The sequence below is a fragment of the Streptomyces sp. CS113 genome (assembly GCF_002188365.1).
GTDB classification, from domain to species: domain Bacteria; phylum Actinomycetota; class Actinomycetes; order Streptomycetales; family Streptomycetaceae; genus Streptomyces; species Streptomyces tendae.
In genome coordinates, this window is the sequence record NZ_KZ195574.1 from 4637162 (window position 1) to 4664108 (window position 26947).

27 protein-coding genes and 1 pseudogene are annotated in these 26947 nt (G+C 71.6%); 15 read left to right on the forward strand and 13 right to left on the reverse strand.

Translation table 11 applies throughout. The features are described from left to right. Position 1: 1 nt before the first annotated feature. Complete coding sequence (locus B9W62_RS20585) at positions 2-1594, reverse strand: FAD-binding oxidoreductase (RefSeq protein ID WP_087808553.1); 1593 nt, start codon at positions 1592-1594, stop codon at positions 2-4. A 188-nt stretch (positions 1595-1782) separates the two neighbouring features. After that, positions 1783-1956 carry a hypothetical protein gene (locus tag B9W62_RS20590; RefSeq protein WP_179235577.1) on the reverse strand — a complete coding sequence of 58 codons (174 nt, stop codon included), beginning with the start codon at positions 1954-1956 and terminating at the stop codon, positions 1783-1785. 91 nt (positions 1957-2047) lie between these two features. Here B9W62_RS20590 and B9W62_RS20595 point away from each other — a divergent pair, with 91 nt between their 5' ends. Both B9W62_RS20595 and B9W62_RS40225 read left to right on the forward strand, forming a co-directional pair. Beyond that, positions 2048-2989 carry an SCO4651 family lipoprotein gene (locus B9W62_RS20595; protein WP_256976774.1) on the forward strand — a complete coding sequence of 314 codons (942 nt, stop codon included), beginning with the start codon at positions 2048-2050 and terminating at the stop codon, positions 2987-2989. A gap of 77 nt (positions 2990-3066) precedes the next feature. After that, entirely contained in the window at positions 3067-3231 is a 165-nt protein-coding gene (locus B9W62_RS40225) for a hypothetical protein (RefSeq protein WP_164883317.1), read from the forward strand. Here the strand turns inward: B9W62_RS40225 and B9W62_RS20600 are convergent. Next, entirely contained in the window at positions 3217-3606 is a 390-nt protein-coding gene (locus B9W62_RS20600) for a metal-sensitive transcriptional regulator (protein WP_087808555.1), read from the reverse strand. The genes B9W62_RS40225 and B9W62_RS20600 overlap by 15 nt on opposite strands. Before the next feature lie 206 nt (positions 3607-3812). Here B9W62_RS20600 and B9W62_RS20605 point away from each other — a divergent pair, with 206 nt between their 5' ends. Both B9W62_RS20605 and pitH read left to right on the forward strand, forming a co-directional pair. Beyond that, entirely contained in the window at positions 3813-4433 is a 621-nt protein-coding gene (locus B9W62_RS20605) for a DUF47 domain-containing protein (RefSeq protein ID WP_003974832.1), read from the forward strand. A gap of 7 nt (positions 4434-4440) precedes the next feature. Further along, entirely contained in the window at positions 4441-5439 is a 999-nt protein-coding gene (gene pitH / locus B9W62_RS20610; RefSeq protein WP_087808556.1) for a low-affinity phosphate transporter PitH, read from the forward strand. A gap of 128 nt (positions 5440-5567) precedes the next feature. Here the strand turns inward: pitH and pstB are convergent, their stop codons facing one another. From pstB to B9W62_RS20645, 7 genes are all read right to left on the reverse strand, one after another. Next, positions 5568-6344 (reverse strand): phosphate ABC transporter ATP-binding protein PstB, encoded by a 777-nt coding sequence (pstB, locus tag B9W62_RS20615; RefSeq protein WP_087808557.1) that lies wholly within the window; start codon positions 6342-6344, stop codon positions 5568-5570. 54 nt (positions 6345-6398) lie between these two features. Then, positions 6399-7463 carry a phosphate ABC transporter permease PstA gene (gene pstA, locus B9W62_RS20620; protein WP_087808558.1) on the reverse strand — a complete coding sequence of 355 codons (1065 nt, stop codon included), beginning with the start codon at positions 7461-7463 and terminating at the stop codon, positions 6399-6401. Then, a complete protein-coding gene (pstC, locus tag B9W62_RS20625) occupies positions 7460-8473 on the reverse strand; it encodes a phosphate ABC transporter permease subunit PstC (protein ID WP_087808559.1) in 1014 nt (337 codons plus the stop codon). The genes pstA and pstC overlap by 4 nt, the downstream gene beginning before the upstream one ends. Positions 8474-8642: 169 nt before the next feature. Next, positions 8643-9770 (reverse strand): phosphate ABC transporter substrate-binding protein PstS, encoded by a 1128-nt coding sequence (pstS, locus tag B9W62_RS20630; RefSeq protein WP_179235578.1) that lies wholly within the window; start codon positions 9768-9770, stop codon positions 8643-8645. Positions 9771-9956: 186 nt separating this feature from the next. Continuing rightward, entirely contained in the window at positions 9957-10493 is a 537-nt protein-coding gene (locus tag B9W62_RS20635; RefSeq protein WP_087812000.1) for an NUDIX hydrolase, read from the reverse strand. A 34-nt stretch (positions 10494-10527) separates the two neighbouring features. Then, positions 10528-11790 (reverse strand): CHAD domain-containing protein, encoded by a 1263-nt coding sequence (locus B9W62_RS20640; RefSeq protein ID WP_256976775.1) that lies wholly within the window; start codon positions 11788-11790, stop codon positions 10528-10530. A 142-nt stretch (positions 11791-11932) separates the two neighbouring features. Beyond that, positions 11933-14173: an RNA degradosome polyphosphate kinase gene (locus B9W62_RS20645; protein WP_179235579.1), complete on the reverse strand. Its 2241-nt coding sequence runs from the start codon at positions 14171-14173 to the stop codon at positions 11933-11935. A gap of 289 nt (positions 14174-14462) precedes the next feature. On the opposite strand from B9W62_RS20645, the gene B9W62_RS20650 reads away from it, so the two are divergent. The 8 genes and pseudogenes from B9W62_RS20650 (at position 14463) to B9W62_RS20685 (ending at position 22010) form a co-directional block, all read left to right on the forward strand. Then, positions 14463-15005 carry an RNA polymerase sigma factor gene (locus B9W62_RS20650; RefSeq protein WP_087808562.1) on the forward strand — a complete coding sequence of 181 codons (543 nt, stop codon included), beginning with the start codon at positions 14463-14465 and terminating at the stop codon, positions 15003-15005. Next, a complete protein-coding gene (locus B9W62_RS20655) occupies positions 15002-15865 on the forward strand; it encodes a cupin domain-containing protein (protein ID WP_087808563.1) in 864 nt (287 codons plus the stop codon). The genes B9W62_RS20650 and B9W62_RS20655 overlap by 4 nt, the downstream gene beginning before the upstream one ends. Positions 15866-15939: 74 nt before the next feature. Beyond that, complete coding sequence (locus B9W62_RS20660; RefSeq protein WP_087812002.1) at positions 15940-16800, forward strand: ABC transporter ATP-binding protein; 861 nt, start codon at positions 15940-15942, stop codon at positions 16798-16800. Then, entirely contained in the window at positions 16797-18320 is a 1524-nt protein-coding gene (locus B9W62_RS20665) for an ABC transporter permease (protein ID WP_087808564.1), read from the forward strand. Before B9W62_RS20660 ends, B9W62_RS20665 begins: the two co-directional genes overlap by 4 nt. Next, a complete protein-coding gene (locus B9W62_RS20670; protein ID WP_179235580.1) occupies positions 18308-18985 on the forward strand; it encodes an ABC transporter in 678 nt (225 codons plus the stop codon). The genes B9W62_RS20665 and B9W62_RS20670 overlap by 13 nt, the downstream gene beginning before the upstream one ends. A 735-nt stretch (positions 18986-19720) precedes the next feature. Beyond that, complete coding sequence (locus B9W62_RS20675; RefSeq protein WP_087808566.1) at positions 19721-20722, forward strand: DUF6192 family protein; 1002 nt, start codon at positions 19721-19723, stop codon at positions 20720-20722. A 4-nt stretch (positions 20723-20726) separates the two neighbouring features. Continuing rightward, positions 20727-21149, forward strand: a complete 423-nt coding sequence (locus tag B9W62_RS20680) for a hypothetical protein (protein WP_011039381.1) — start codon at positions 20727-20729, stop codon at positions 21147-21149. A gap of 17 nt (positions 21150-21166) precedes the next feature. Next, positions 21167-22010, forward strand: a pseudogene (locus B9W62_RS20685) (IS5 family transposase). Between the two features lie 9 nt (positions 22011-22019). Here B9W62_RS20685 and B9W62_RS39985 read toward each other — a convergent pair. After that, the gene (locus B9W62_RS39985; RefSeq protein WP_143665469.1) at positions 22020-22619 is read right to left on the reverse strand and encodes a hypothetical protein; all 600 of its coding nucleotides are present in this window, start codon (positions 22617-22619) and stop codon (positions 22020-22022) included. A gap of 48 nt (positions 22620-22667) precedes the next feature. Further along, positions 22668-23597: a mycothiol synthase gene (mshD, locus tag B9W62_RS20690; RefSeq protein ID WP_087808567.1), complete on the reverse strand. Its 930-nt coding sequence runs from the start codon at positions 23595-23597 to the stop codon at positions 22668-22670. Between the two features lie 184 nt (positions 23598-23781). Between mshD and B9W62_RS20695 the strand changes: the two genes are divergently transcribed. The 3 genes from B9W62_RS20695 to B9W62_RS20705 all read left to right on the forward strand — a co-directional run bounded on the left by B9W62_RS20695 (position 23782) and on the right by B9W62_RS20705 (position 26479). Further along, positions 23782-25611 (forward strand): bifunctional metallophosphatase/5'-nucleotidase, encoded by a 1830-nt coding sequence (locus B9W62_RS20695; protein ID WP_087808568.1) that lies wholly within the window; start codon positions 23782-23784, stop codon positions 25609-25611. Positions 25612-25796: 185 nt separating this feature from the next. After that, positions 25797-26084, forward strand: a complete 288-nt coding sequence (locus B9W62_RS20700) for a hypothetical protein (RefSeq protein ID WP_087808569.1) — start codon at positions 25797-25799, stop codon at positions 26082-26084. Next, entirely contained in the window at positions 26081-26479 is a 399-nt protein-coding gene (locus B9W62_RS20705) for a hypothetical protein (protein ID WP_087808570.1), read from the forward strand. The genes B9W62_RS20700 and B9W62_RS20705 overlap by 4 nt, the downstream gene beginning before the upstream one ends. Before the next feature lie 6 nt (positions 26480-26485). Here B9W62_RS20705 and B9W62_RS20710 read toward each other — a convergent pair whose 3' ends face one another. Further along, positions 26486-26869 carry a winged helix-turn-helix transcriptional regulator gene (locus tag B9W62_RS20710; RefSeq protein ID WP_087808571.1) on the reverse strand — a complete coding sequence of 128 codons (384 nt, stop codon included), beginning with the start codon at positions 26867-26869 and terminating at the stop codon, positions 26486-26488. Positions 26870-26947: the final 78 nt, after the last annotated feature.

The window sequence follows — 26947 nt, forward strand, 5'->3', positions numbered from 1 at the left end:
CTCACAGTGCCTGCGGGCAGGTGAAGACGCGGTCCGGGTCGTACTGGTGCTTCAGCCGCGCCAGGCGCGGGGCCGCGTCTCCGTAGTAGGCCTTCCGCCAGTCCTTAAGGGCCGGGTCCGTGTAGTTCTGGTAGGCGGCGCCCGAGACGTACGGGCGCATCGCGCCGTAGGCGGAATCCAGCCAGGACTGCGGCGCCCTTCCGCTCGTGCCCGGCCGCCACGAGACGAGGTACTGGGCCAGCATCCGGGAGCGCCGGTGCACGAACGCGGTGGCCGTCGGGGCGACGCGGTTCACGGCGCCGCCGAGCGCGGTGAACGCGATGCTGCCGGCGCCGCCGCGCACCTGCGGGAGCTGCGCGAGCAGCGCCTTGACGCCGGCCGGCGGGATCGGGCGGTCGAAGAAGTCCGAGCGGGCCGCGTACGTCTCGCGGCCGAGCGAGCCCTCCGGCGAGTGGCCGGGCGCGGAGCCCGGGAGGTGGCAGCGGGCGTCGGTCGAGAACGACGAGCAGCCCGCGTACATCTCCATCGACTCCTCGTACGTACGGCGCTTGAGGGAGACGTGGCTCGCGGACGCGCCGATGCGGTCGGCGAGGCGGTCGACGGCGTTCTGGAGTTCGCCGTAGGTGCCGAGGGAGAAGGCCGAGACCGACAGGGTGGGGGTGTGGCCGGGGGCCGCGGCCAGGTGGAGGGAGGACCAGATCTCGTCGGGCTGGCCGGGACCCCACTCCTGCCAGGCGCGGACGACCGCGGCCGCCTTCCGCCAGGGCCAGGTCAGGTACGCCGATACGGCTCTGGGGGCGGGGTGGGTGCGGAAGTGGAACTCCGTGACGATGCCGAAGTTGCCGTTGCCCGCGCCGCGCAGGGCCCAGAAGAGGTCCTTGTGGTCGCCCGTCGCGTCGGCGGTGATCTCCTTGCCGTCGGCCGTGATCAGGGTGGCCCGGGTGAGGCTGTCGCAGGTCAGGCCGTAGGCGCGGGAGACGACGCCGTGGCCGCCGCCGAGGGTGAGGCCGGAGATGCCGACGGTGGGGCAGGAGCCGGCCGGGACGGTCACGTCCTTCGCGGCGAGGGCGCGGTAGACGTCGATGAGCTTGGCGCCGGCGCCGACGACCGCCTCGCCGGCGGAGGCGCGGACGCGGTTCAGCGTCGAGACGTCGATGATCAGGCGGCCGTCGCCGGAGGACCATCCGGCGTAGGAGTGGCCGCCGTTGCGGATCGCCACGGGGATGGCATGGGCGCGGGCGTAGGAGAGGGCGGTGCGGATGTCGTCGGGGTGGGCGGCGTAGGCGACGGCGGTGGGTTTCAGGGTGTCGAAGCGGGTGTTGTAGAGCTGGTGGGCCGTTTTCCAGGTGCGGTCGCCGGGGCGGATCAGTGGGCCGTCCAGGGACTTGGCGAGGGCGGCCCAGCTGGCGGGGGCCTTGGGCGTGGGGGCTTTGGGGGTGGGGGTCGCGCTGTTGCCGATGTTGGCTGTGCGTGTGGTCGTGGCTCCGGTCGCTTTGGCGTCGGTGCCTGTGGACCGGTCCTTGCCTGTGCAGGCGGTGGTGGCTGCCGCCAGGGCGGTGGCTGTGGTGGTGGTGAGGAATGTGCGCCGGTGCATGTCGCCTCCGCGTCCCGTGGGGGGTCTTGAGGGGAGACGGGGGTACGGGGGCCGGGGTTCCCCGGGCGTCGGCTGCACGGGTGCACGGGTGCACGGGTGCACGGGTGCACGGGTGCACGGGTGTACGGGTGTACGGCGTGGGTGTCGGCCGGGGTGGGGTGCCTGCCGCGCCGGGCGATGGCCCGCAGTCAGGGGGCGGTGGTGTGGGTCTGGGCGTCGGTGCGGGCCTGGCTTCTGGCCCTGCGGGCCGGGCCTCGCCAGCCGCAGGTGCAGCGGGCCAGGCAGAAGGGGCCTTGTTCGACCGTTGTCGTGAGGTGTTCCGGGGCGTCCCCGGGGGCTTCGAGACCGTCCTGCTGCGCCACGCCCACAACGTTACCGGGGTCGCCTGCCCCTCGTTAAGCGGGACGGCAGGGGGTCCGGAACGGGCGTGACGGCGTGGGACAGCGGGTGGCGATGGTCGGGCGGGAGCGGGAGCTGCGGAGTTGGAGGGCGGGCGGCGTTCTCGCCCTCGCCGGCGGTGTGGTCTGCCTCTGTCTGACCGGTGCCGGGTGCTCCGGCCGGGGAGCCGCGGTCCAGGGGGCGGACGGCGGGGACCCGGTCGCCGTGCTGCACCGGGCCGCCGACCGGCTGGTGGCCGCCGGGAGCGCCAAGACGCGTACCTCGATGCAGATGGCCAGCGGCGGGACGCGGGTGACCATCCGGGGCGAGGGTGTGTACGACTTCGAGGAGCGGCTCGGGCAGCTGAAGGTGCGGCTGCCCCAGGACCCGGCGGGAGCCAGCGAGCACCGGCCGATCACCGAGCTGCTCGCCCCGGGGGCCCTGTTCATGAAGAACCGGGGCGCGGGGGTCCCGGACGACAAGTGGGTGCGGGTGGCGACCGACTCGCTGTCCGACGGGAACCTGGTGACCGGCGGGGCGACGGATCCGTTCGCCGCCGCCGAGGTGCTGCGGGGGACGCGGACGGCGACGTTCGTGGGGCGCACGGAACTGGCCGGGATCGAGGTGCGGCACTTCCGGGGGACCGCCGATCTCGCGCGGGCGGCACGCGGTGCCTCCGACGGCAACAGGAAGGCGCTGGCCGCGGCGGCCGAGGGGTTCGCCACCGCCGAGGTGCCCTTCGACGCCTACCTCGACGACGAGGGCCGTATCCGCAAGGTCCGGCACCGCTTCAGCTTCGCCAACGGGCGCCAGGACGGCACCGGCATCGTGGACGTCGCCTCGACGACGCTGCTCTACGACTTCGGCGCCGCCGTCCGCGTACGGTTGCCCGAGGAGCAGGACATCTACGCCGGCAAGATCGCCGCCGAGCCCGCCGAGCCCGCCGAGCCCGCCGAGCCGGGCGGCACGGGTGGTCCCGGAGAGGGCTCCGGTGCGGTGGTCGACGGCAAGGACTAGCCCTTCCGTGCCATGCGCGGTGTGTAGGCCGCTCCCTACTCTAGGAAGTCGGTGACGGCAGAGACGAGGTGACGCGTGTGGCTCCGGTCGGCGGTACGGCGGTTCAGGACCACGTGGCCCTCGCCGAGATCGAGCTGTGCGGCGAGCTGATCATCGCGGCGTCGGCCGCCCGGGAGCGGCTCAGCATGGAGAGCATCGACGAGGTGCTGCGCGTCGCCGAGGAGCGGTCACGTACGCAGTAGGCGGCCGATGGCCTTCGTCGCCTCTTCCACCTTCGCGTCGATCTCGGTGCCGCCCTTGAGGGCCGCGTCGGCGACGCAGTGGCGCAGGTGCTCCTCCAGCAGTTGCAGCGCGAAGGATTGCAGGGCCTTCGTGGAGGCGGAGACCTGGGTCAGTATGTCGATGCAGTAGACGTCCTCGTCGACCATTCGTTGCAGGCCGCGGATCTGGCCCTCGATCCGGCGCAGGCGTTTGAGGTGCTCGTCCTTCTGCTTGTGGTAGCCGTGCACGCCGCGGTCGTGGTCGGTCACGATGTCCGTGCCGTCCGTCTCGGCCCGGTGCGGCGTCTGGTCCACGGCGGGGGAGGGCGCACCCGCGCCGGCCTCGGTGGTCGTCATCGCGTCCTCCAATTACGGACATATACCCCTGGTGGGTATATGGTAACGAACTTTCCCGGGTAGGGGGCCCTTGCCGGAGCGGCCGACGTCGCCCCCCTGCTCATCACTCTGCCTGATGGGCGACACTGGTGGACGGCCGATAGCAGTGGCCGGATGATGCGCCTAGCATCAGCCTGACCGAAACCGATGCACCCCGAGGACCCCACGTGCGCTTTCGTCTGACCCCCAGGGAGACGAGCTTCTACGACATGTTCGCCGCTTCCGCGGACAACATCGTCACGGGCTCCAAGCTCCTGATGGAACTGCTCGGGGCGGACGCATCCGCCCGGGCCGAGATCGCAGAGCGTATGCGGGCCGCCGAACACGCGGGTGACGACGCCACGCACGCGATCTTCCACCAGCTGAACTCCTCGTTCATCACGCCCTTCGACCGCGAGGACATCTACAACCTCGCCTCCTCCCTCGACGACATCATGGACTTCATGGAGGAGGCCGTCGACCTGGTCGTCCTCTACAACGTCGAGGAACTTCCCAAGGGTGTCGAGCAGCAGATCGAGGTGCTGGCACGGGCTGCCGAGCTGACCGCCGAGGCCATGCCGAACCTGCGGACCATGGACAACCTCACCGAGTACTGGATCGAGGTCAACCGGCTGGAGAACCAGGCCGACCAGATCCACCGCAAGCTGCTCGCGCACCTCTTCAACGGCAAGTACGAGGCCATCGAGGTGCTGAAGCTGAAGCAGATCGTGGACGTGCTGGAGGAAGCGGCCGACGCGTTCGAGCACGTGGCGAACACGGTGGAGACCATCGCCGTCAAGGAGTCCTGAGCCGTTCATGGACACCTTTGCTCTGGTCGTGACCATCGGGGTCGCGCTCTTCTTCACCTACACCAACGGTTTCCACGATTCGGCCAACGCGATCGCCACCTCCGTGTCGACGCGTGCGCTGACGCCGCGGGCGGCGCTCGCCATGGCCGCGGTCATGAACCTGGCCGGCGCGTTCATGGGATCCGGGGTCGCCAAGACGGTCAGTGAGGGGGTCATCGAGACCCCCGAGGGTTCGAAGGGGATGGGCATCCTCTTCGCGGCGCTCGTGGGCGCCATCGTCTGGAACCTCATCACCTGGTACTTCGGGCTGCCCTCGTCGTCGTCGCACGCGCTGTTCGGCGGCATGGTCGGCGCGGCGCTGGCCGGGAGCACGACCGTGTACTGGCACGGGGTCGTCGACAAGATCGTCATCCCGATGTTCGTGTCGCCGGTGATCGGCCTGCTCGCCGGTTACCTGGTGATGACCGCGATCATGTGGATCTTCCGGCGGGCCAACCCGCACAAGGCGAAGCGCGGCTTCCGCATCGCGCAGACCGTCTCGGCGGCGGGCATGGCGCTGGGACACGGCCTTCAGGACGCGCAGAAGACCATGGGCATCGTGGTGATGGCGCTGGTCATCGCTGACGTCGAGGACTACGGCGACCCGATTCCGGTGTGGGTGAAGCTCGCCTGCGCGCTGATGCTGTCCGCGGGGACGTACGCCGGTGGCTGGCGGATCATGCGGACGCTGGGACGGAAGATCATCGAGCTGGACCCGCCGCAGGGGTTCGCCGCGGAGACGACGGGCGCGTCGATCATGTTCGGGTCGGCGTTCATCTTCCACGCGCCGATCTCCACGACGCACGTGATCACCTCGGCGATCATGGGTGTGGGAGCGACGAAGCGGGTCAACGCCGTGCGGTGGGGGGTCGCGAAGAACATCATCATGGGGTGGTTCATCACGATGCCGGCCGCCGCGGTGGTGGCCGCGGTGTCGTTCTGGATCGTGAACCTGGCGTTCCTGTAGCGGGTTCCCGCAGCAGGCGCCCCCGTACGGCGATGGGCCCGCCCCCGGAATCCGGGGGCGGGCCCTTGTGCTCCTCGCGGTGGCACCGCCATGCAGCACCGCGAGGGGTCCGGTGGGGCGGGGCCGGTCTAGCCGAAGCGGCCGGAGATGTAGTCCTCCGTGGCCTGGACCGACGGGTTGGAGAAGATCCGCTCCGTCTCGTCGATCTCGATCAGCTTGCCGGGCTGGCCGACCGCCGCCAGGTTGAAGAACGCCGTACGGTCCGAGACGCGCGCCGCCTGCTGCATGTTGTGCGTCACGATGACGATCGTGAAGCGCTCCTTCAGCTCGCCGATCAGGTCCTCGATGGCGAGGGTGGAGATCGGGTCCAGGGCGGAGCAGGGCTCGTCCATGAGGAGCACGTTGGGCTCGACCGCGATGGCGCGGGCGATGCACAGGCGCTGCTGCTGGCCGCCGGAGAGGCCGGAGCCCGGCTTGTTCAGGCGGTCCTTGACCTCGTTCCAGAGGTTGGCGCCGCGCAGCGACTTCTCGACGACGTCGTCCAGCTGGGACTTCTTGTACTTGCCGTTCAGGCGCAGGCCCGCCGCCACGTTGTCGTAGACCGACATCGTCGGGAACGGGTTCGGGCGCTGGAAGACCATGCCGACCTCGCGGCGCACGGCCACCGGGTCGATGCCCGTGCCGTAGAGGTTCTCGTCGTCCAGCATCACCTTGCCGTCGACGCGGCCGCCCGGGGTGACCTCGTGCATGCGGTTGAGCGTGCGCAGGAAGGTGGACTTGCCGCAGCCGGAGGGGCCGATGAAGGCCGTCACGGAGCGGGGCTCGACGGTCATCGAGATGTCCTCGATGGCCAGGAAGGAGCCGTAGTAGGCGTTGAGGCCGCTGACATCTATGCGCTTGGCCATGGGTATCACTGCTTCTTTCGGGTCCGGTCGCGGACGGTGCTTCTGCGGGTCGCGTCAGCGACCGGTCTTCGGGGCCTTCCAGCGGGCGATGCCGCGGGCCGCGAGGTTGAGGATCATGATGAACGCGATCAGCGTCAGGGCCGCCGCCCAGGCACGGTCGTAGGCCGCGTCGGAGCCCGCGCCGTACTGGAGGTAGATGTACATCGGCAGCGACTCCTGCGGATCCTGGAAGGGATTCGCGTTGATGAAGTCGGTGCCCCAGACCAGCAGCAGTACGGGGGCCGTCTCGCCGGTGATGCGGGCGACGGCCAGCATCACGCCGGTGACGATGCCGCCGATCGAGGTCGGCAGGACCACCTTGAGGATCGTGCGCCACTTCGGCACGCCCAGGGCGAGGGACGCCTCGCGCAGCTCGTTCGGGACGAGCTTGAGCATCTCCTCGGTGGAGCGGACGACCACCGGGATCATCAGGATGCACAGGGCGAACGAGCCGGCCACGCCGGACGGCCCCATGTCCAGGATCAGCACCCACAGGCTGAGCACGAACAGGCCCGCGACGATGGACGGGATGCCCGTCATGACGTCCACGAAGAAGGTGACGGCCTTGGCGAGCCGGCCCCGGCCGTACTCGACCAGGTAGATCGCGGTGAGCACGCCGACCGGCACGGAGAACAGCGTGGCGAGGCCGACCTGCTCCAGGGTGCCGAGGATGGCGTGGTAGATGCCGCCGCCGGGCTCGCTGTCGCCGACGACGCCCATCGAGTGGGTCAGGAAGTAGCCGTCGAGGACCTTTACGCCCTGCTTCACGGTCTCCCAGATCAGGGAGAGCAGCGGGATCAGGGCCAGCAGGAAGGCGACCCAGACCATGCTGGTCGCGACCCGGTCCTTGGCCTGCCGGCCGCCCTCGACGCGCGCCGAGATGCCGTACGAACCGGCGACGAAGAGGACCGCGGCGATCAGGGCCCACTGGATGCTGCTGTTGAGCCCGGCGGCGGTGCTGATGCCGAGGCCGAGGAGGACCGAGCCGGCCGCGACCGCCCACGGGAACCACTTGGGCAGGGTGGCGGCGCGCAGGGAGCTGCGGTTCTTGGGGGCGGGGGTCAGGGTTGCGTTGCTCATGCGTTGGCCCCCGAGTACTCCTCGCGGCGGGCGATGATCATGCGGGCGCCGCCGTTGACCAGCAGGGTGATGACGAACAGGACCAGACCGGAGGCGATCAGGGCGTCGCGGCCCATCTGGGTGGCCTCGTTGAACTTGCTGGCGATGTTCTGGGCGAAGGTGCCGCCGCCCGGGTCGAGCAGGCTCGGGGTGATGTCGAAGGTCGGGGAGAGCACCATGGCCACGGCCATCGTCTCGCCGAGCGCGCGCCCGAGGCCGAGCATCGAGGCGGAGATGACGCCGGAGCGGCCGAAGGGCAGCACCGACATCCGGATGACCTCCCAGCGCGTGGCGCCGAGGGCCAGGGCGGCCTCCTCGTGCATGCGCGGGACCTGCCGGAAGACCTCACGGCTGACGTTGGTGATGATCGGAAGGATCATGATCGCCAGCAGGATGCCCACGGTGAGCAGCGAGCGTCCCGCGCCGCCGTTCCACTCGAAGATCCCGGTCCAGCCGAGGTACTCGTCGAGCCAGCCGTAGAGGCCGTTCAGGTGCGGCACGAGGACGAGCGCGCCCCACAGGCCGTAGACGATCGAGGGCACGGCGGCGAGCAGGTCGATCACGTAGCCGATCAGACCGCCCAGCTTGCGCGGGGCGTAGTGCGTGATGAACAGCGCGATGCCGACCGAGATCGGGACGGCGATGGCCATGGCGATGATCGACGACACGACGGTGCCGTAGGCCAGGACCGCGATGCCGAACTCCGGCGGGCTGCCGGTCGGGTTCCATTCGAAGCTGGTGAAGAAGTTCGCCTCGTCCTCGCCGATGGCGAGGACGGCGCGGTAGGTCAGGAAGGCCGCGATGGCGGCCATGATGACCAGCACGAGGATGCCGGACCCGCGGGAGAGACCGACGAATATCCGGTCGCCGGGGCGGCTGACGCCGCGGCCGGCGCGCTTGCTCCCGGCGGCGGGCGGCTGGGGGGTGCGGGAGGGGGCTGGCTTCTGGGTGGTGTCCGTTGTTATGTCCATCGGGTTCTCCGGTCTGCGGAGCCGCCGTGGTCGGCGGCTCGGGCGGAGCCCCGGTCAAGGGCTCCTGGCGGCGGTGCACCGGACGGTGCGGTCCGGCCTCCGGCGGGGGCGCTGTCGGTCCCGGGAGGGGACGCTGTCGGCTCCGCGTGGCGGCCGGACCGCACTCGGGTCAGCTCAGGCCCGAGATGGTCTCGCGGACCTTGGTGATGATCTCGGTGGGCATCGGGGCGTAGCCGGCGTCCGCCAGCAGGCCCTGGCCGTCCTCCGAGGCCATGTAGTTCAGGAAGGACTTGGTGGCGGGCAGGGTGTCGGCCTTGTTGCCCTTGTCGCAGGCGATCTCGTACGTCACCAGGACCAGCGGGTAGGCGCCGGCGGCGTCCGGGGTGTAGTCCAGCTCCAGGGCCAGGTCCTTGCCGGTGCCGACGACCTTGGCCGCGCCGATGGCGGCGGTGGCGTTGTCGACGGTGGCCTTGACCGGCTCGGCGGCCGCGGTCTTGACGTCGACGGTCTTGATGCCGTCCTTGGCGTAGGACAGCTCGAAGTACGAGATGGCGCCGGGGGTCCCCTTCACCTGGCCGGCCAGACCGGCCGAGCCCTGCGCGGACTGGCCGCCCTTGGCCTCCCAGGACTTGCCGCCCTCGTACTTCCAGTCGTCGGGCGCGGCGGCCTTCAGGTACTTGGTGAAGTTGTCCGTGGTGCCGGACTCGTCCGAGCGGTGGAAGGCCTGGATCTTCAGGTCCGGAAGCTTGGCGTCGGGGTTGAGCTTCTTGATCGCCTCGTCGTTCCAGTTGGTGATCTTGCTGTCGAAGATCTTGGCCATCGTCGGGGCGTCCAGGACGAGCGAGTCGACGCCCGTGACGTTGAAGCCGACCGCGATCGGGCCGCCGACCATCGGCAGGTCGATGGCCTGGCCGTCCTTGCAGACCTTCTTCGAGGCCTCGATCTCCTCCGGCTTCAGCGCGGAGTCCGAACCGGCGAACGCGGTCTGGCCCTGCGTGAAGGCGGTGATGCCCGCGCCCGAACCGGTCGGGTTGTAGTTGATCTGCACGCCGTTGCAGGCGGCGACGTACTGCTTGACCCAGGCGTCGATGGCGTTCTTCTGGGCGGACGAGCCGGAGGCCTGGAGCTGGCCCTTGGCGTCGTCGCACTTGATGTTGCTGTTGGCGGCGGCGGAGCTGGAGTCGCTGCCGCTGTTGCCGCCGGTGTCGTCCGAGCCGCACGCCGTGAGGGCCAGGGCGCCGGAGACGGCGAGAGCACCGAGAGCGAGGGCCCGCCGGTTCATGCGCTGAAGCTTCACTGAGGGAGTTCCTTCCAGGAGCCGCCGTCCTGAATTCGGCGGCGTGCGAGGAGTGGTAAGGCCGAAATTAGGCAGATGAGATGAAGGCGCCGAAGGGCGTAAATGAACGCCGGGTGAACCCCTGAGGACGGTGCGGTGAGGTCACGGAACGCTTACGTCAAGGACACGGGGCGGTTCCGAGGGGGGTCAGGCCGTCCCGGGTGCGCCGGGTGTGCCGGGTGCTGCGGGTGCTGCGGGTGCGCCGGGTGCGCCGGGCGCTCCGGGCAGGCGCGTCGCCAGCAGCGCGTCCACGAGGGCCCGGTCCCGGGGCTGGGTGAGGCGGGCGCGGGCCGCCTCCGGGGTCAGCCACAGGATGCGGTCGACCTCGTCGGAGGGGGCGAAGGCGCCGGTGGTGGCCGCGGCGGCCCAGTAGCGGACCTCCTTGGGGCGGCCGTTCGCGAGGTAGCGCACGCCGGGCAGCTCGGCGCCCGGCTCGGCGGCGTACCCCGTCTCCTCCGCGACCTCGCGCAGGGCGCCCGCGAGCGGGGTCTCACCCGGCTTGAGCTTGCCCTTCGGGTGCGACCAGTCGTCGTACTTCGGGCGGTGCACGAGGCACAGCTCCAGGCCGGGGGAGGCGGTCGAGCCGGGGGGCGCGGTCGAGCCGGGGGGCGCGGTCGAGGGCGCGGGGCGCCACAGGACGCAGCCGGCCGCCCGGACCGTGGTGTCGTCGTCCGCGGGGCTCACGGCGCACACGCCTCCCGTCGTCCTGCGGCCGCTCCTACGGCAGCCTGATCGGTTCCTTGCGCCAGCTGTGCTGGAACGCGTACCGCGCCGCCTCCACCTCATGCCGCTGGTCGGCGTGGAGCACGCCCAGCGCGTACGCCGTCGCCGGGGCGATGCGCGGGGTACGGGCCGCCTGGGCGGCGGCCGCGGCGGCCTCAGCGGCGTCGCGGTGGCGGTTGAGGGCCTCGCCCGCGGCCAGGAGGCGCACGTCCACGCGGTCGTCCGCGTCCCCGGCCTCCGCGCCGGCCAGCGCCTCCAGGGCGTAGCGGTGCAGGCGCAGCAGCAGGCGGACCTGGTGCCAGGGGGCGTCCTGGGGGTGCGGGGCGGGGTCCGGGGAGAGCCCGTGGACCAGCGCCTCGGCGTTGTACGGGCTGCCCGCGGTGACCAGCGGGAGGGCGGCCACGGCGTCGGTGAGGCGCTCCCGCGCGGCGGTGGCCAGGGGGCGCAGGTCGACGGGTGCGGCGTCGGGGCCGGGGCCGGCGGCGGCAGCGGCCGCGCGGCCCGTCCTGCTCAGCGGGACCTCGCTGGCCAGTAAGGCGACCTTGTCGGCGACGGCGTGGAAGCGGCTGCTGCCCAGCGCCTGGAGGGCGGCGGAGTGCGCCCGGGTGCGGGCCAGGGTCAGCTGCCGGTCGAGCAGCGCGCCCGCCTTGGCCGCGCCCACCGTGAGGTTGCCGCGGTTCGCGGACGCCGGGTGGGCGGCGGCGGGCACGGCGGGCACCCCGGACCCGCCCGGTGGCACGGTCGCCGTGACGGCGGCCCGGCCCACCGGCCGCGGGGCCGGGAACGCCGTGGAGCCGGAGAGCCGGTGCAGGGCCTGGAGCAGGCGTTCCAGGCGCGACGCGTACGCGTGCTCCATCGCCAGCGTGCCGGACAGCCAGGCAAGCTCGGGGCGCATCTCCTCCGCCCAGTCGGCGTCCAGCAGCGGCTGGAAGGTGTGCAGGGTGGCGCTGATGCGGCGGGCGGCGCGGCGCAGGGCGCGGGCCGCGTCCACGTCGTCCGCGGGCGGGGGCGCCTGGTCCGGGCCGCCGTGGGTGCCGTTCGCGCCCGCGTGCGTGCCGGGTCCCGTTCTTGTGCCCGCGCCCGCGTGCGTGCCGGCTCCCGTTCTTGTGCCCGCGCCCGTCCTGGCTCCCGCGCCCGTTCCGGCTCCGGCTCCGCCTCCCGTCCCCGTTGCCGGTGCGGTTCCCGCGGCCGTTCCCGACTCCCGGTGCCGGCGCAGTGCGCGCAGGAACTCCGTGGCCTGGGCGCGCAGGTAGCCCACGAGTGCGTCGGTGTCCGCCTCGGCACGCGGGCCCGCACCGGCGTCCCCGCGCGCGGTCGCGCTCGTACCCGAGGTCGCGCTCGTACCCGCGCCCGCGCTCGTGGGGTGCGGCGGTGGGGCGGTCGCCGCGGGCTGGGTCGGGTCAAGGTGTCGCTGTGCCACGCCGGCGCCTCCGGGCGTCTATGAGCATCTCCTGGATGTTGCGCAGGGGCTGGCCGTCCGCGTCGGTCGCGTGCCGGGTCCACTCGCCGTCCGGACCGAGGTGCCAGGAGGCGGTGGTGTCGGACATGCCGTTCTCGAGGAGCCGGTTCAGGGCCGCCCGGTGGGCCGGGTCGGTGACCCGGACGAGGGCCTCTATCCGGCGGTCGAGGTTGCGGTGCATCATGTCGGCGCTGCCGAGCCACACCTCGGGCTCCCCGCCGTTGCCGAAGGCGAAGACCCGGGAGTGCTCCAGGAAGCGGCCGAGGACGGAGCGGACCCGGATGTTCTCCGACAGGCCCGGCACCCCCGGGCGCAGCGCGCAGATGCCGCGCACCCACACGTCGACCGGCACCCCGGCCTGGGACGCCCGGTAGCAGGCGTCGACCACGGCCTCGTCGACCATCGAATTGACCTTGATGCGGACGTGGGCGGGGCGGCCGGCGCGGTGGTGCTGGATCTCCTTGTGGATGCGGGAGACCAGGCCGTCGCGCAGCGACTTGGGCGCGACGAGCAGACGGCGGTAGGTCTCGCGCCGGGAGTAGCCGGAAAGGCGGTTGAACAGGTCGGAGAGGTCCGCGCCGACCTGCGGGTCCGAGGTGAGCAGGCCCAGGTCCTCGTAGAGGCGGGCGGTCTTCGGGTGGTAGTTGCCGGTGCCGACGTGGCTGTAGCGGCGCAGGGTCTCGCCCTCCTGCCGTACGACCAGGGAGAGCTTGCAGTGCGTCTTCAGGCCCACCAGGCCGTAGACGACGTGGCAGCCGGACTCCTCCAGCTTGCGGGCCCACTTGATGTTGGCGGACTCGTCGAAGCGGGCCTTGATCTCGACCAGGACGAGGACCTGCTTGCCGGACTCGGCCGCCTCGATGAGGGCGTCGACTATGGGGGAGTCGCCGGACGTCCGGTACAGCGTCTGCTTGATCGCCAGGACGTCCGGGTCGGTGGCGGCCTGCTCCAGGAACGCCTGCACGGAGGTGGAGAAGGAGTCGTACGGGTGGTGCAGCAGGACGTCCTTGGTGCGCAGGGCGGCGAAGATGTCCGGCGCCGACGCCGACTCCACCTCGGCCAGGTCGCGGTGGGTGCCGGCGACGAACTTCGGGTACTTCAGCTCGGGCCGGTCGATGCTGTGGATGCGGAAGAGGCCGGTGAGGTCCAGGGGGCCGGGCAGCGGGTAGACCTCGGCCTCGCCGATCTTCAGCTCGCGCACGAGGAGGTCCAGGACCTCGCGGTCGACGGACTCCTCGACCTCCAGGCGGACGGGCGGGCCGAGGCGCCGCCGCATCAGCTCCTTCTCCAGGGCCTGGAGCAGGTTCTCCGCGTCGTCCTCCTCCACCTCCAGGTCCTCGTTGCGGGTGAGGCGGAAGGTGTGGTGCTCCAGGACCTCCATGCCCGGGAACAGCTCTTCCAGGTGGGCGGCGATGACGTCCTCGACGGGGACGTAGCGGCCCGGGGAGGCCTCCAGGAAGCGGGAGAGCAGCGGCGGGACCTTGACGCGGGCGAAGTGGCGGTGGCCCGTGACGGGGTTGCGGACGACGACCGCGAGGTTGAGGGAGAGGCCCGAGATGTACGGGAAGGGGTGGGCCGGGTCGACCGCGAGGGGGGTGAGGACCGGGAAGATCCGGTGCCGGAAGAGGGTGAACAGGCGGGCCTGCTCCTTCTCGGCCAGCTCGCTCCAGCGGACCAGGTGGATGCCCTCCTCGGCGAGCGCCGGGGCGACGTCCTCGTGGAAGCAGGCGGCGTGCCGGGCCATCAGCTCGCGGGAGCGGGCCCAGATCATGTCCAGCACCTCGCGGGGCTGGAGGCCGGAGGCGGAGCGGGTGGCGACGCCGGTCGCGATGCGGCGCTTGAGGCCGGCGACGCGGACCATGAAGAACTCGTCCAGGTTGCTGGCGAAGATCGCGAGGAAGTTGGCCCGCTCCAGCAGGGGCGTGTTCGGGTCCTCGGCGAGTTCGAGCACGCGTTCGTTGAACGCGAGCCAGCTGCGCTCGCGGTCCAGGAAGCGGCCCTGCGGGAGCCGGGCGCCGCCGTCCTGGGACTCCTCCGACTCCTCGTACGCGTCGAGATCGGCGTCGATGTCCGGCTCCAGGCCGGAGACCGTGGCGGCCACGGTGTCCGGGCGGTGCGCCGCGATGGAGCCCACGGAGGGCTGCGTGTGCTGGACCTCTGCCTGGCTGTTCGGCTGCCTCATGAACCCATTCTTCCGCGCCGCGCGCGAGTCAGGCGCGTCGGAGGGCCCCCAGGGCCCGGAAGGATGTGGCTCGGTCGGCTTCATTCGGTGAGCCTCGCAAGGCTGTCTGAATCGATGGTTACGGGGACATGACGTGCGGGATAGCGGCGGGCCTCCGAAAGGTCGCCGGAAAGGCGGGGGAAAGGCGGGGAAAGGCGGGGGAAGGGCGGGGGAAGGGCGGCGGGGAAAGGCGCCGGGGCCGCTCTGAGATCGTGTGAACCGATCGGCGGGGCTCGTGCGATGAGGAGATGTGAGCGAAACGAGAAGCGACGGGGAGCTGCTGCGGGCCGTCGTGGTCGATGCCGACCGCCGGGCCTTCGAGGAGCTGTACCGCCGGTACGCACCCTGGCTGACCGCCCGCATGCGCAGCCGCTGCGCCGACGCCGCCGTGGTCGACGACGTGGTGCAGGAGACCTTCCTCGCGGTGTGGCGCGGCAGCGCGCGCTACCGGGAGGAAGGGGACGTGGCGGGGTGGCTGTGGCGGATCGGGTCGCGGCGGCTGATCGACGTGCTGCGCGGCGAGGGTGCGCGCGGACGGCTGCGGCAGGCGCTGGCGCGGCTGCGGCACCGGGACGAGGTCTCGGCGGAGGAGCGCGTCCTCGCCGGGGTCGAGCACGGAGACCTCGCCGGCGCGCTCGTACGGCTCTCGCCGGAGCTGCGCGCGGTGCTCCAGGCCACCGTCGTCGACGGGCTGACCACCCGTGAGGCGGCCGTCCTGCTCGGCATCCCGCCGGGCACGGTCAAGACGCGGGCGATGCGGGCCCGCCGGCAGCTGCGGGAGGCACTGGCATGAGAATCGAGGAGAACCGTCCCCGGGACGCCTGGCACGTGGACGAGGACGACCTGCGGGCCTACGCCCGGGGAGAGCTGGCGGCGCCCGCCCTCTGGTCCGCCGACACCCATCTGACCTCCTGCGCCACCTGCCGGGGCGTCCTCGCCGAGGTGAGCGACGCCGCCGCGCTGGACGCGGGGTGGGCGCGGCTCGACGCCGAGCTGGACGCCCCCCGGCCGGCCCTGCTCGAGCGCCTGCTGGTGCGGTGCGGCGTGGGCGACGGCACCGCGAGGCTGCTCGCGGCCACCCCCATACTGCGCCGGTCCTGGTTCGGCGCGCTCGCCGCCGTGCTGGTCACGACCTTCCTCGTGGCCGTCGCGGCCGGTGCCGCCGGCCGGCCCACCCTGTTCCTGGTCTGCGCCCCGCTGCTGCCGCTGGTCTCCGTGGCGCTCGCCTACGGGCCTGTCCTGGACCCCACGCACGAGATGGCCGTCGTCTCGCCGATGCACGGCTTCCGGCTGCTGATGATCCGTACGGTCGCCGTGCTCGTGGTGGCGCTCGGGGTGGGCGGACTGGCCAGCCTCGCCCTGCCCGGGTTCGGACCGGCCGCTCTGGCCTGGCTGCTGCCCGGGCTCGCCCTCACCACGACCGGCCTCGCGCTGACGCCGCGGCTGGGTCCGGTGATGGCGCCGTCCGTGCTCGTGTGCGCCTGGTCGGCCGTGCTGCTGGCCGCGGACGCGGCCCGCGCGTCCACGGACGGCCCGCTGGCCCCGTTCACCGCGGCCGGACAGGGCGTGTCCGGGTGTGTGGCGGCACTGGGCGCCGGGCTGCTGTTCCTGCTCCGCGACCGGTTCGACGTCTCCACGCGCGGCATCGCGTGACCCCCTCGTGAGCCTCTCGTGAGCCCCTCCTTCTTCTTGACCCTTCTCCCGTACGGAAGTGCCGTATGACCTCCATGACCCCCACCGTCTCCGCGTCCGGGCTCAGCCTCCACTACGGGCGCACCCGCGCCCTCGACGACGTGTCACTGCGGCTGTCCCCCGGCGTCACCGGGCTGCTCGGGCCCAACGGCGCCGGGAAGACGACGCTGCTGCGCGTGCTCGCCACCGCCGTGCCCGCGGACCGGGGGGCCTTCACCGTCCTCGGGCACGACCCCGGGAGTGCGCGCGGCCGGCAGGAGGTGCGGCGGCGGCTCGGCTATCTGCCGCAGACGCCCGGTTTCCACCCGGACTTCACCGCCTTCGAGTTCGTCGACTACGTGGCGATCCTCAAAGAGCTGGCGGACCGCCGGGAGCGGCACCGCGAGGTGCGGCGGGTACTGGAGGAGGTTGACCTCGGGGACGTGCGCGGGCGCCGGATGAAGAAGCTGTCCGGCGGCATGCGGCAGCGGGTCGCGCTCGCCGCCGCGCTGGTGGGCGACCCGGGGTTCCTGGTGCTGGACGAGCCGACCGTCGGTCTCGACCCCGAGCAGCGGATGCGGTTCAGGGAGCTGATCGCCGGAGCGGGGGAGGGACGGACCGTGCTGCTGTCCACCCACCAGACGGAGGACGTGGCGATGCTCTGCCACCGCGTGATCGTCATGGCGGCCGGGGCGGTGCGGTTCGACGGGACTCCGGCCGAGCTGACGGCCCGGGCCGCCGGGCGGGTGTGGAACAGCACGGAGAAGGACCCCGGCGCCAAGGCCGGCTGGCGCACCGGCACCGGTTCCTTCCGGAACGTGGGCGATCCGCCTCCCGGTGCCGAGCCCGCCGAGCCCACCCTGGAGGACGGCTACCTGCTCGTCCTCGACGGCGCGGACACGGAGGTGGCGGCGTGAGCGCCGTACTGGTGGAGGAGTCCGCGCCCGTCCGGGCGCCGCTCCGGGGCCGCGGGGTGCGGGCCGTGCTCGCGCTGGCCCGCTTCGAGGCCCGCAGGCTGCTGCTGAGCGTCCCCGTCCTCATCGCCTTCGCGGCGTACGTCGCGTGGATCGTCTGGCGCACCAGGACCTCCTGGGACGGCAGCCCCGCCCTCCAGGACGCCGACCGCGCCACCCAGTCCATGCCGATGCTCGTCGGCCTGGCCGTCCTGCTGTACGCCAACTACGCGGTCGTCCGCTCCGAACGGCGCGGCACCGAGCCGCACTTCTCGATACTGGTGTTGCAGCCCTGGCGCCGTACGGCCGCCCACGCGCTGTCCGTCGTGCCGGCAGCCCTGCTCACCGCCGTGTGTGTGGCCGGTCAGTTCACCTGGGAGGCGCTCAAGCCGGGCGCGATCGGACACGGTTCGCCGGCCGAGCTGGCCGTGGGACCGTTGACGGTGCTGGTGTTCGGGGTGCTCGGGGTGCTGCTCGGCCGGCTGGCCCGGCGGTGGGCGTTGGCCGCGCCGCTGCTGGTGGTGGGGCTGCTGTTCGCGTTCGTGCTCGGTGCCGCGCCCGGCGCCACGGACGGGCGGTCCTGGCTGGCACCGGTCGTCTCCGAGATCGGCCCGGACACCCTGCCCTCCGAACTGCTGGGCCGGCCCGCCGCCTGGCACGCCCTGTACCTGGCGGGCCTCGCCCTGTGTGTCGCCCTCCTCGCGGTGGTCGTCGCCGGCGGACGCGGTGCGGCCGTCCGGACGGGGCTCGCCCTCGGCCTCGCGGCCGCGGTGACGGGCGGGGTGCTCCAGGCAGGGGGCGCGACGCCGTCGCCTGAGCTGACCGCGGCCCGTGAGCGTGCCTCGGTGCGGCCCGAACTGACCTGCGCCGAGCACGGCCGGTCGAGGTACTGCGCCTTCCCCGAGTGGGGGCCGCGCACCGATGCCTGGGCCGGGGTCGCGGACCACGTCCAGTCCCTGGCGGGCGGCTCCGCGCACGACCAGCCGCTGGTCGTACGGCAGCGGATCGACGCCCGGTACGGGCTGGGCGCCGACACCGCGATCCCCGCGTCGACCGAGCCGCACCGGGTCACCGTGGGCACCGCCTGGGGCGGCAACCGGGTCCCCGAGTTCTCCAGCGCCGTCGCCGCCGTCCTCGTCGCGGGCACGGAGGCGGCGGGGAGCGAGATCTGCGACGGGCGGATGGTCACCGTCATGTGGCTCTCCCTGAGCTGGCAGGACGACCCGATGGCCGCGCTGCGCCGGGTCCGCCTGGACGACAGCGTGCAGGGCTCCGCGATCGTCCTGTCGCCCACCAACCCGCTGAGCATGACCGAGGGTCAGACCGATGTCGTACGGCACCTGCTGGAGAAGCCGCCCGCCGGTGTCGGCGCCCGGGTGAAGGCGCACTGGGCCGAGCTGACCGCGCCGGGCGTCACGACCGCCCGCGCCGCCGAGCTGCTGGGCGTGGCCGCACCGGAGAAGGCGGACTCGTGCGAGGACTGACGGCGGTCCGAGGAGTGACGCCGGACCTGGTCGGCCCGGTGTGGCGCACGCTTCCGTGGCGGGCGCTGGCGGCGGCGGGGACCCTGGGCCTGCTGGTCGCCGCCACCCCCCTCGTCACCGGGGGCGAACCGGCGCCCTGGCAGGCGCTGTTGCTGCTGCGGAGCGTCGCCCTGATCGGCGCGCTGGGCCTGACCTTCCTGCTGGACGACCCGGCCCGCCACCTCACCGCGCCCCTGCCCGTCCCCAGGCCCGTGCGGCAGGCGCTGCGGGTGGTCCTGGTCGCGCCCGTCGCCGCCCTGTGGTGGACGGCCGTACTGCTCCTGTCCCCTTCGGCGTCCCGGCCTCCGGTCGGCGAGGTCACCCTGGAGGCGGTGGCGGTGGGCGTCCTTGCCCTCGCCGCGGCCGCCCTGGCGGTACGGCTGACGGACGAGGCGCGTCCGGGGCCGTTCGTCGCGGCGGCCCTGCTGCTCACGGCCGTCCTCGCGCCCCTCCTCGCACCCGAGGGGTGGGCCCTGTTCGCCCAGGCCGACGACCCGCGCTGGTCCGCCGCGCACGTCCGCTGGGCGGTGCTGACGGCGGTGGCGGCCGGGGTGGGGGCACTGTGCGGGCCGGAGCCCCTGGGACGCGGGGCGCGACGGACGAGATCCGCCGACGGGACGGGGTGATGCCGGGGCGGGGGCCGCGGCCTGCGCCTCAGCCGGGCGGGCAGCGGCCTGAGCCTCACTCGGGCGGGGCGGGGACAGCGGTCTGCGCCTCCGCCGGGCGGGGGAGCGGTCTGCACCTCCGCCGGGCGGGACAGCGGCAGCGGCCTGCGCGTTACCTCTTACCTCGCGCTCAGTGAGTGTTTGAGATCTCTGGTCGAGTGGTTCGGGGATCTGGATGCTGGGAGTTATGGCGTCCGGTGGAATGGTTCGAAGGTATTGCCGAGAATGTGGGGCATCGCTGCCGCCGACGAAGTCGGCGGCAGCGATGTTCTGTTCGGGTGCGTGCAGGTCACGGCGGTGGCGAGCCCTTGAACAGGCCCACCGGCGGGTGGCGGCGATGCAGCGGGGGGACATTGCGAAGTGCCCGGTCTGCGGCCGTGAGTGGACGGTGGGGGTTGAACATCGGCGGTCGGCAGTGTTCTGTTCGTCGCGGTGCCGCACCCGTGCCTGGCGGGATAGGGCGTCGCGGGATTCCGTCACGGTGACGCCATAGCCGAACGCGGCTGCCGCACCATCAGGCCCACCCGCCCAGCACGGGGTTGTACCGTCTCGTGAACGCGCCTCGCGCGCCCTGCCTTCGCGCCTGCCGCCCCGGGAGCATGCGGCTCCATTCTGGTCGTGACCTGGGATGATACGTGTTCGTGCCGTCACTGTCCGGTGGTTGGCCCTGCCCGGGAACGAGGTGGTGGAGGCAGCATGTCGGATCGGGTCGGGAACGTCTCACGGACGCGTTACGAACAGCTCGTCGCCGAGGCAAGGGAACTGGTCGCGCAGGTCGCGAAGGCCCAGTTCGGCCTCGGGGACAAGGCCCTGGAGATCGAGCCGATGCGCCCCGTGGGCGGATCGATGGCCAAGGGCACGGAGGAGCTGTTCACGGTCGAGGAGTCGCTGCAGATGTTCGCCGATGACATCGGGGTGGCCCTGTCCACGGTGATGGACTGGCGGTGGGTCTCCTCACGCTGGCCGGCCGGCAAGCGCAAGGACGGCGTTTCCTGGACCGTTCACAAGATCCTGGCGTCGATCCCGGAGGAGGCCGAGCGGTGGGTCGCCATCGAGGACGCCCCTTTCAATTCCCGTTCGGGCAAGCGGCAGTGGACCACGGACGGGGCGAAACGCCTGGTCGGGCAACAGGTCGACCGGCCGGTGACTGTCGAGGAGAAGGTCCGCGCTGTGAGGGACCTGACCCGGGACGATGAGGTCGCGGTGAAGGTCACGGCCAGTCTGCTGAGCAGGCCCGAGACCGCGTCGGCCCTTCCGGCCGCCGACCGGGTCCGCGTCGTGAAGGAACTCACGCGGGATGACGAGGTGGCCACCCACGTCACCTCCGAGCTGCTGCAACGCCCCCGCGTCGCCCGCCAGACGATGCGCAACGACGACACCCGCTTCACCGTCAACCGGGCCCAGTTCGACAACTCCGAAGAGACCCGCGAGAAGATCCGCGACCGCGTCCCGGCGGTCCGCCAGATCGAGCACACCATCGAATACCTGGACCTGGTCGGCTCCTGCCACCAGTACGTCGCCACCCTGGGCCGGCTGGTCCCGCGCATGCGGGACCAGGAGTTCACCGAGGACGAACGCGAAACGATCCGGCGCGGGATCGCAAAGGTCCGTGGGGCTGCGGACTGGCTGGAGGCCGCGATCGACAGCGGCCAGTTCACCCTGGACGAGCAACTCGCCCAGCTCCTCAAGGGCGAGTGACGTCATGCCCGGCCGCCGCCGCGGCGGACAAGCCCAGCCACTGAGCGAGCACTACGGCGACCTGGTCCGCGTCGCCCTGATGGAAGCACGACCGGCCGGCCTGCAGACCAAGCAGCTGGTCGCCGCAACCCGCCTCACCCCCTCCCAGGTCGCCCGCGGAGTGCGCCACCTGCGCGACGTCGGCGCCGCCGAGCACCTGACCCCGATCATCTGGCGCCGCAAGGACGGCTACCTGTTCTCCGACGAGCCCGCCGACTGGATCGAATACGAGAAGAAGCAGTTCCGTCTCGTGCTCGGCCGGCTCACCCGGTTGATCACGGGCACGCTCGATCCGCACCTGGCCCGCCACCCCGACGACGAATGGGCCCAGCTGGCATCCGCCCAGCTCACCGGCGTCCGCGCGACCCTTGCCCAGCTCACCAAATAGACCGAGCCGAGAACGCGATGCCCCTTACCTCACGACAGCGCCGCTACCCCTCCGACACCACCGTCGCGGAATGGGCCCTGATCGAACCGCTGCTGCCCGTCCCGGCCTGCCGGACCAAGACGGGCGGCCGGCCGGAGAAGTGGCACCGCCGCGAAATCGTCGACGCCATCCGCTACGTCGTCGACAACGGCATCAAGTGGCGGGCCCTGCCCGCCGACTATCCGCCCTGGCAGACGGTCTACTACCACTTCGCCCGCTGGCACCGGGCCGGGGTCGTGGCGTTCCTGCGTGACCAGCTCCGCCGCCAGATCCGCACTGGCCAGGGGCGATGCCCCTGGCCAGTGACGCTGATCGTGGACTCGCAGTCCGTCAAAGGAGCCGAGACCGTCTCCAAGGCCACCCGCGGCTTCGACGCGGGCAAAAAGATCAACGGACGCAAGAGACACATCGCCGTCGACACCCTCGGACTTCCAGTGATGATCACGGTGACGCCCGCCGACACCACCGACCGGGACGCGGCCCGCGAACTCCTCTGGCGCTTGCGCGTCATGCAGCCCCAAATCACCCAGATCTGGGCCGACTCCGCCTACGTCGGCCAGCTCACCACCTGGTCCGACGACTTCCTGAACATGACCCTCAAGACAGTCTCCCGGCCCCGCGGCGCGAAGGGCTTCGTGGTCCTGCCCCGACGCTGGAAAGTCGAGCGAACCCTGGGGTGGCATGAAAGCCCGGCGAAATGTCCGCGACTACGAGCGACTTCCACAACACTCAGAAGCCCATCTGACCTGGGCACTCATTACACTGATGACGCGCAGGCTCACCCGCAAAGGTTCCCGGCCGAACTGGTCCAGGAAGCGGTGAGGCTGTCCATCATGGCGTCGATGTCCCCTCCACCACAGGAAGGACACGACGCTGACGCCAGAACCGATGAACAGCTACCGCAGCACTCAGCACCGCCCCCGTCCAGACGAACCCCGCTGCCACCGCGGCGGGGAACGCAACGATCAGACCCGCACCGGGCGGCATCACCGTCATCTGCACAGCAGCTCCGACAGGGACGACCAAAGCGGCGATCAATCCGGTCCAGCCCGGGCGTCTGATCAGGGCGCCAACCAAACCGAGAATCAGTCCCGCTGGAACTCCGAAGACCAACCAAGCAATCATGTCGGTCCCTGCGTCCCACAGATAAAGATCCACAACGTAGTACGAGACTGTCGCGCACGTCAGCGCCACAACCCCACATGAAGCCCCTCGGCTTCGTGTCCCGGCCATCCAGCCCACCGCCACCGCCAGCGCAGCCCACGCCCATCCAGCGTCAAGCAGAAGACTGAGCACTCTGCTGGTGTCCCCCAGAACACTCCCAGTGACGCGGGCCCCGATCTCCCCATAGGGAGAAGACAGGACATTGGTGACGGATGTGAGCGCCCCGAACACCAATCCAGCCGCGACCGCCCCCAGCATGACCTTCATGCCGGCAGCCTAGCCCCGCTCACTCGATCAAGCTTTCCAAACAGTCACTCAGGTCTCCGTGCGGTACATCAGGTCTGTCTCGTGGGTGGTGAATCCGAGGCGCTCGTAGACGGCCACCGCCGCCTTGTTGTCGGCGTCGACGTACAGCATCGCCGTGGGCAGGCCCTGCTCCTCCAGGTGCCGCAGGCCGATCGTGGTGAGGGCCTTGCCCAGGCCGCCGCCCTGGGTGTCGGGGCGGATGCCGAGGACGTACACCTCGCCGAGCCCCTCCTCGGCGTGCACCTTGGTCCAGTGGAAGCCGATCAGCTCGCCGTCCCGCTCGGCGAGGAAGAACCCCGCCGGGTCGAACCACGGCTCGGCCTTGCGGTCGTCGAGGTCGCGCTGGGTGAGCGAGCCCTGTTCGGGGTGGTGGGCGAAGGCGGCCGCGTTCACGGCGAGCCAGGCCGCGTCGTCCCGGCCGGGCACGAAGGTGCGGACGCTCACGCCCTCCGGCAGGCGCGGCTCCGGCAGGTCAAGCCCGGCCAACGGACGGCGCATCTGCCGCAGTTCGCGGAAGAGGGAGAGCCCGAGCACCTGCGCGAGATGCCGGGCGGCGGAGTGACCGCCGTGCGCCCAGACCCGCAGCCGCTTGCCGGAGGCGGCGAGCAGCGCGGAGCCCAGGGCCCGCCCGTGTCCCTGGCCCCGGTGCGAGGGGTGGACGACCAGCTCGGCGGCCGGCGGCTCGACCGGGTCGGTGCCCTCCAGCTGGGCGTAGCCGACGAGTTCGCCGTCGCCGACGGTGAGCAGAAGATGTGCGACGCCCTCCCGCGCGGGGCCGCGCAGTTGCAGCCGCCCCTGTTCGGACACGGCATGCTGCCCGTCGTTCCGGGCCGCCTCGGTGAGCAGGGCGAGGACGGCGTCGGTCTGCTCCGGCGTGAGTTCGGCGAGGGTCTCGATCGAGCGGGGGCGGCCGGGCCGCACGGTGTCGTCGCTGGTCATGAGTACGAGGGTAAGGGGCGGGCGGCGCAAAGCGGCGGCAGCGGACGGGGAGGAGGAAGGGGGTGAAGTTAAACCAGGCTGTAACCCGGAAGCCCCTGTCGCGCTACGCGCGTTGACTCTAGGCTGCTGCGCCGACGAGCCGTCGCCTCAGCGGCTCGCGCCACGCACACCCACAGGGGGGCGCATGCCAGTCACAGCACAGCCGCACCAGCCGCGTCGCAGACGCCGTACGAGCCGTCTCCTCGTCGCCGCCGCCACCGTCGTCACCGCCGGGGCGCTCGCCGCGGCGACGCTCCCTGCCTCGGCGAGTGCGGGCGGGAACGACCGCGGCCACGGACCCGGCCACGGTCACGGCCAGGGCCGTTACCAGGACGTCCAGCTCCTCTCCTTCAACGACCTGCACGGCAACCTGGAGCCGCCCGCCGGTTCCTCCGGCCGGGTCACCGAGGTCCAGCCGGACGGCACGACGAAGACGATCGACGCGGGCGGCGTGGAGTACCTGGCCACCCACCTGCGCGAGGCCCGCAAGGGCAACCGGTACTCCATCACCGCCGCGGGCGGCGACATGGTCGGCGCCTCCCCCCTGCTGTCCGGTCTCTTCCACGACGAGCCGACCGTCGAGGCGCTGAACAAGCTCGACCTGGACGTGACGAGCGTCGGCAACCACGAGTTCGACGAGGGCGCCAAGGAGCTGGCCCGGCTCCAGAACGGCGGCTGTCACCCCACCGAGGGCTGTTACACGGACAAGGAGTTCAAGGGCGCCGACTACCCGTACCTGGCGGCCAACGTCCTGGACGAGAAGACCGGGAAGCCCCTCCTCAAGCCCTACTGGGTGTGGAAGCAGCGGGGCGTCAAGGTCGGCTTCATCGGCGTGACCCTGGAGGGCACCCCGGACATCGTCTCGGCGGAGGGCGTGAAAGGCCTGAAGTTCAAGGACGAGGTCGAGACGATCAACAAGTACGCCAAGGAGCTCCAGCGCCAGGGCGTGAAGTCGATCGTCGCGCTCATCCACGAGGGCGGCTTCCCCGCCTCGTCCTCCTACAACTACGACTGCGACTCGCCGGGCGCCGGCGACGGCATCTCCGGCCCGATCGTCGACATCGCCAAGAACATCACCCCGCAGGTCGACGCACTGGTCACCGGCCACACCCACAACGCGTACGTCTGCACGATCCCGGACCCGGCGGGCAACCCCCGCATGGTCACCTCGGCCTCCTCCTTCGGCCGCCTGTACACGGACACCACGCTGACGTACGACCGCGCCACGGGTGACATCGCCCGTACGTCGGTGAAGTCGGCGAACCACGTCGTCACCCGTGACGTTCCGAAGGCGCCCGACATGACCCGGCTGATCGGCAAGTGGAGCGCCCTGGCCGCCCCGATCGGCAACCGCGCCATCGGCTACGTCTCCGCCGACATCAACCGCGACGGCACCGAGTCCCCGCTGGGCGACCTGATCGCCGACGCGCAGTTCGCGTACGGCAAGGCGCAGGACCCGGAGACCGACCTGGCGCTGATGAACCCGGGCGGCATCCGCGCCCCGATCACCTACACGGCCTCCGGCGCCGAGGGCGACGGTGTCGTCACCTATGCCGAGGGCTTCACGGTGCAGCCCTTCGCCAACACGGTGAACCTCAAGGACTACACGGGCGCCCAGCTCGTCCAGGTCCTCAAGGAGCAGGTGAGCGGCCCGAACGAGGCGGCCCCGAAGATCCTCCAGGTCTCGTCCGGCCTCACCTACACCCTGGATCTGACCAAGTCGGGCGCGGACCGCGTCGTCACGGACTCCATCCGGCTGAACGGCGCTGCCATCGACGAGAACGCCACCTACCGCGTCGCGTCCAACAGCTTCCTCGCGGGCGGCGGCGACGGCTTCACCACGCTGGGCGAGGGCACGAACGAACTCGTCGGCGCGGACGACCTGGCGGCCTTCGAGCAGTACCTGACGGCCAACTCCTCGGCGACGGCCCCGATCGCGCCCCCGGCGGCGGACCGGATCACGGTCGTGGAGTAGGCGACGGCCGGCTGCTCCGGGCAGGGGCCCGGCACGTCCGACGGTCGAGGGACCGCGGGCGTGCCGGGCCCCTTGTCGTCGGGGGACGGGGCCGGAGTCAAGCGGCGGGTGCGGCGTGAGCACCTTCGGGTGACGGGCGGCGACAGAAACGGTTCACTGCTTTGTGGCGTGAGTATGGTGGGGCCATGGCAGAGAATACGACCATTCAGGTGTCGCGCCGGGCCCGCGACCACCTCGCGCAGGTCGCCAAGGAGCGGGGCATGACCCTCGGCCAGCTGGTCGAGCAGCTGGCCTCGGAGCAGCCGACGGCGGAGCAGATCGCGGAACGGGTGGCGGCCACCCGCGCGGTCCTGCGCGAACGGCTCGGCTGCACGCTCAGCGACGAGGAGTTCGACGACGGACCGAACGTGCTGGCCAACATCTACGCGATGGCCGCGGAGAAGACCCGGGCTCTCCGGGAGGACGCCGCGTGATCATTCTCGACGCGGACGCGGCCCTTGCCCTCGCGCAGGGTCACGAGGCACTCCACCGCCTTGCTGACAACGTCGCGCACACGCCGGGTGACTGGCTGCACCTCCCGGCGCTGTGCCTCATGAAGGCGGAGGAGCGGCAGGCCAACGTCGGGAGTTCCTTGCTGGCACTTCCCGGGCTGCACATTGATCCGTTCGGCCAGACCGCGGCCGTAACGGTCGGCGGGATGGTGCGTGACGGCTGGGGCGGCGCCGATACGTGTCACGCGTTGTACGTGGCGACGCCGCATCTGGACTCGGGGGGCATGTCGATCATTCTGACGGGCCGGGAGGACCTCTACCCCCCGGGGTTCCTCACCGTCGACATCGATGCCCCCGGCATGCTCGGCTTCCACTGACGCCGCTCAGGCGTCGAAACGCTCCCGTGCTCCCTCGATGTGGCCGAGGTGGCGCTGGGTCCAGTCGCAGATCGCGTCGACCGTGGCGCGCAGGGCGCGGCCCGGCTCGGTGAGGGTGTACTCGACCTTCGGCGGCACGGTCGGATGCACGGTGCGGTCGACCAGGCCGTTGCGCTCCAGCATCCGCAGGTTCTGGGTGAGCATCTTGTGGCTGACGCCCTCGACCTCGGCGCGCACCTCGCTGAAGCGCAGGGTGCGCTCGCCGAGCGCCTCGATGATCAGGAGCGCCCACTTGTTGGCGACGTCCGAGAAGATCTCCCGCGCCAGCGAGTCCGCGCGCCGCAGGTCCGCGTCCGCGGGCAGGCCGTTGAGCAGTTGCTTGGTCACCATCAGGTACCCCAGTCACCGAAAAGTGCGTTCTTCCAGTTCATCCCTCACTCTCCTACGGTTCCCGAGTAACCACAAGAG

Bases quoted from the DNA above. Each gene is read 5' to 3' on its own strand.
- B9W62_RS20695 (WP_087808568.1), top strand. From the start codon at position 23,782: ATGCCAGTCACAGCACAGCCGCACCAGCCGCGTCGCAGACGCCGTACG.
- pstA (WP_087808558.1), bottom strand. From the start codon at position 7,463: ATGAGCAACGCAACCCTGACCCCCGCCCCCAAGAACCGCAGCTCCCTG.
- B9W62_RS20675 (WP_087808566.1), top strand. From the start codon at position 19,721: ATGTCGGATCGGGTCGGGAACGTCTCACGGACGCGTTACGAACAGCTC.
- B9W62_RS20700 (WP_087808569.1), top strand. From the start codon at position 25,797: ATGGCAGAGAATACGACCATTCAGGTGTCGCGCCGGGCCCGCGACCAC.
- mshD (WP_087808567.1), bottom strand. From the start codon at position 23,597: ATGACCAGCGACGACACCGTGCGGCCCGGCCGCCCCCGCTCGATCGAG.
- pstB (WP_087808557.1), bottom strand. From the start codon at position 6,344: ATGGCCAAGCGCATAGATGTCAGCGGCCTCAACGCCTACTACGGCTCC.
- B9W62_RS20680 (WP_011039381.1), top strand. From the start codon at position 20,727: ATGCCCGGCCGCCGCCGCGGCGGACAAGCCCAGCCACTGAGCGAGCAC.
- B9W62_RS39985 (WP_143665469.1), bottom strand. From the start codon at position 22,619: ATGAAGGTCATGCTGGGGGCGGTCGCGGCTGGATTGGTGTTCGGGGCG.
- pstC (WP_087808559.1), bottom strand. From the start codon at position 8,473: ATGGACATAACAACGGACACCACCCAGAAGCCAGCCCCCTCCCGCACC.
- B9W62_RS20595 (WP_256976774.1), top strand. From the start codon at position 2,048: ATGGTCGGGCGGGAGCGGGAGCTGCGGAGTTGGAGGGCGGGCGGCGTT.
- B9W62_RS20710 (WP_087808571.1), bottom strand. From the start codon at position 26,869: ATGGTGACCAAGCAACTGCTCAACGGCCTGCCCGCGGACGCGGACCTG.
- B9W62_RS20645 (WP_179235579.1), bottom strand. From the start codon at position 14,173: ATGAGGCAGCCGAACAGCCAGGCAGAGGTCCAGCACACGCAGCCCTCC.
- B9W62_RS20585 (WP_087808553.1), bottom strand. From the start codon at position 1,594: ATGCACCGGCGCACATTCCTCACCACCACCACAGCCACCGCCCTGGCG.
- pitH (WP_087808556.1), top strand. From the start codon at position 4,441: ATGGACACCTTTGCTCTGGTCGTGACCATCGGGGTCGCGCTCTTCTTC.
- B9W62_RS20600 (WP_087808555.1), bottom strand. From the start codon at position 3,606: ATGACGACCACCGAGGCCGGCGCGGGTGCGCCCTCCCCCGCCGTGGAC.
- B9W62_RS20655 (WP_087808563.1), top strand. From the start codon at position 15,002: ATGAGAATCGAGGAGAACCGTCCCCGGGACGCCTGGCACGTGGACGAG.
- B9W62_RS20660 (WP_087812002.1), top strand. From the start codon at position 15,940: ATGACCCCCACCGTCTCCGCGTCCGGGCTCAGCCTCCACTACGGGCGC.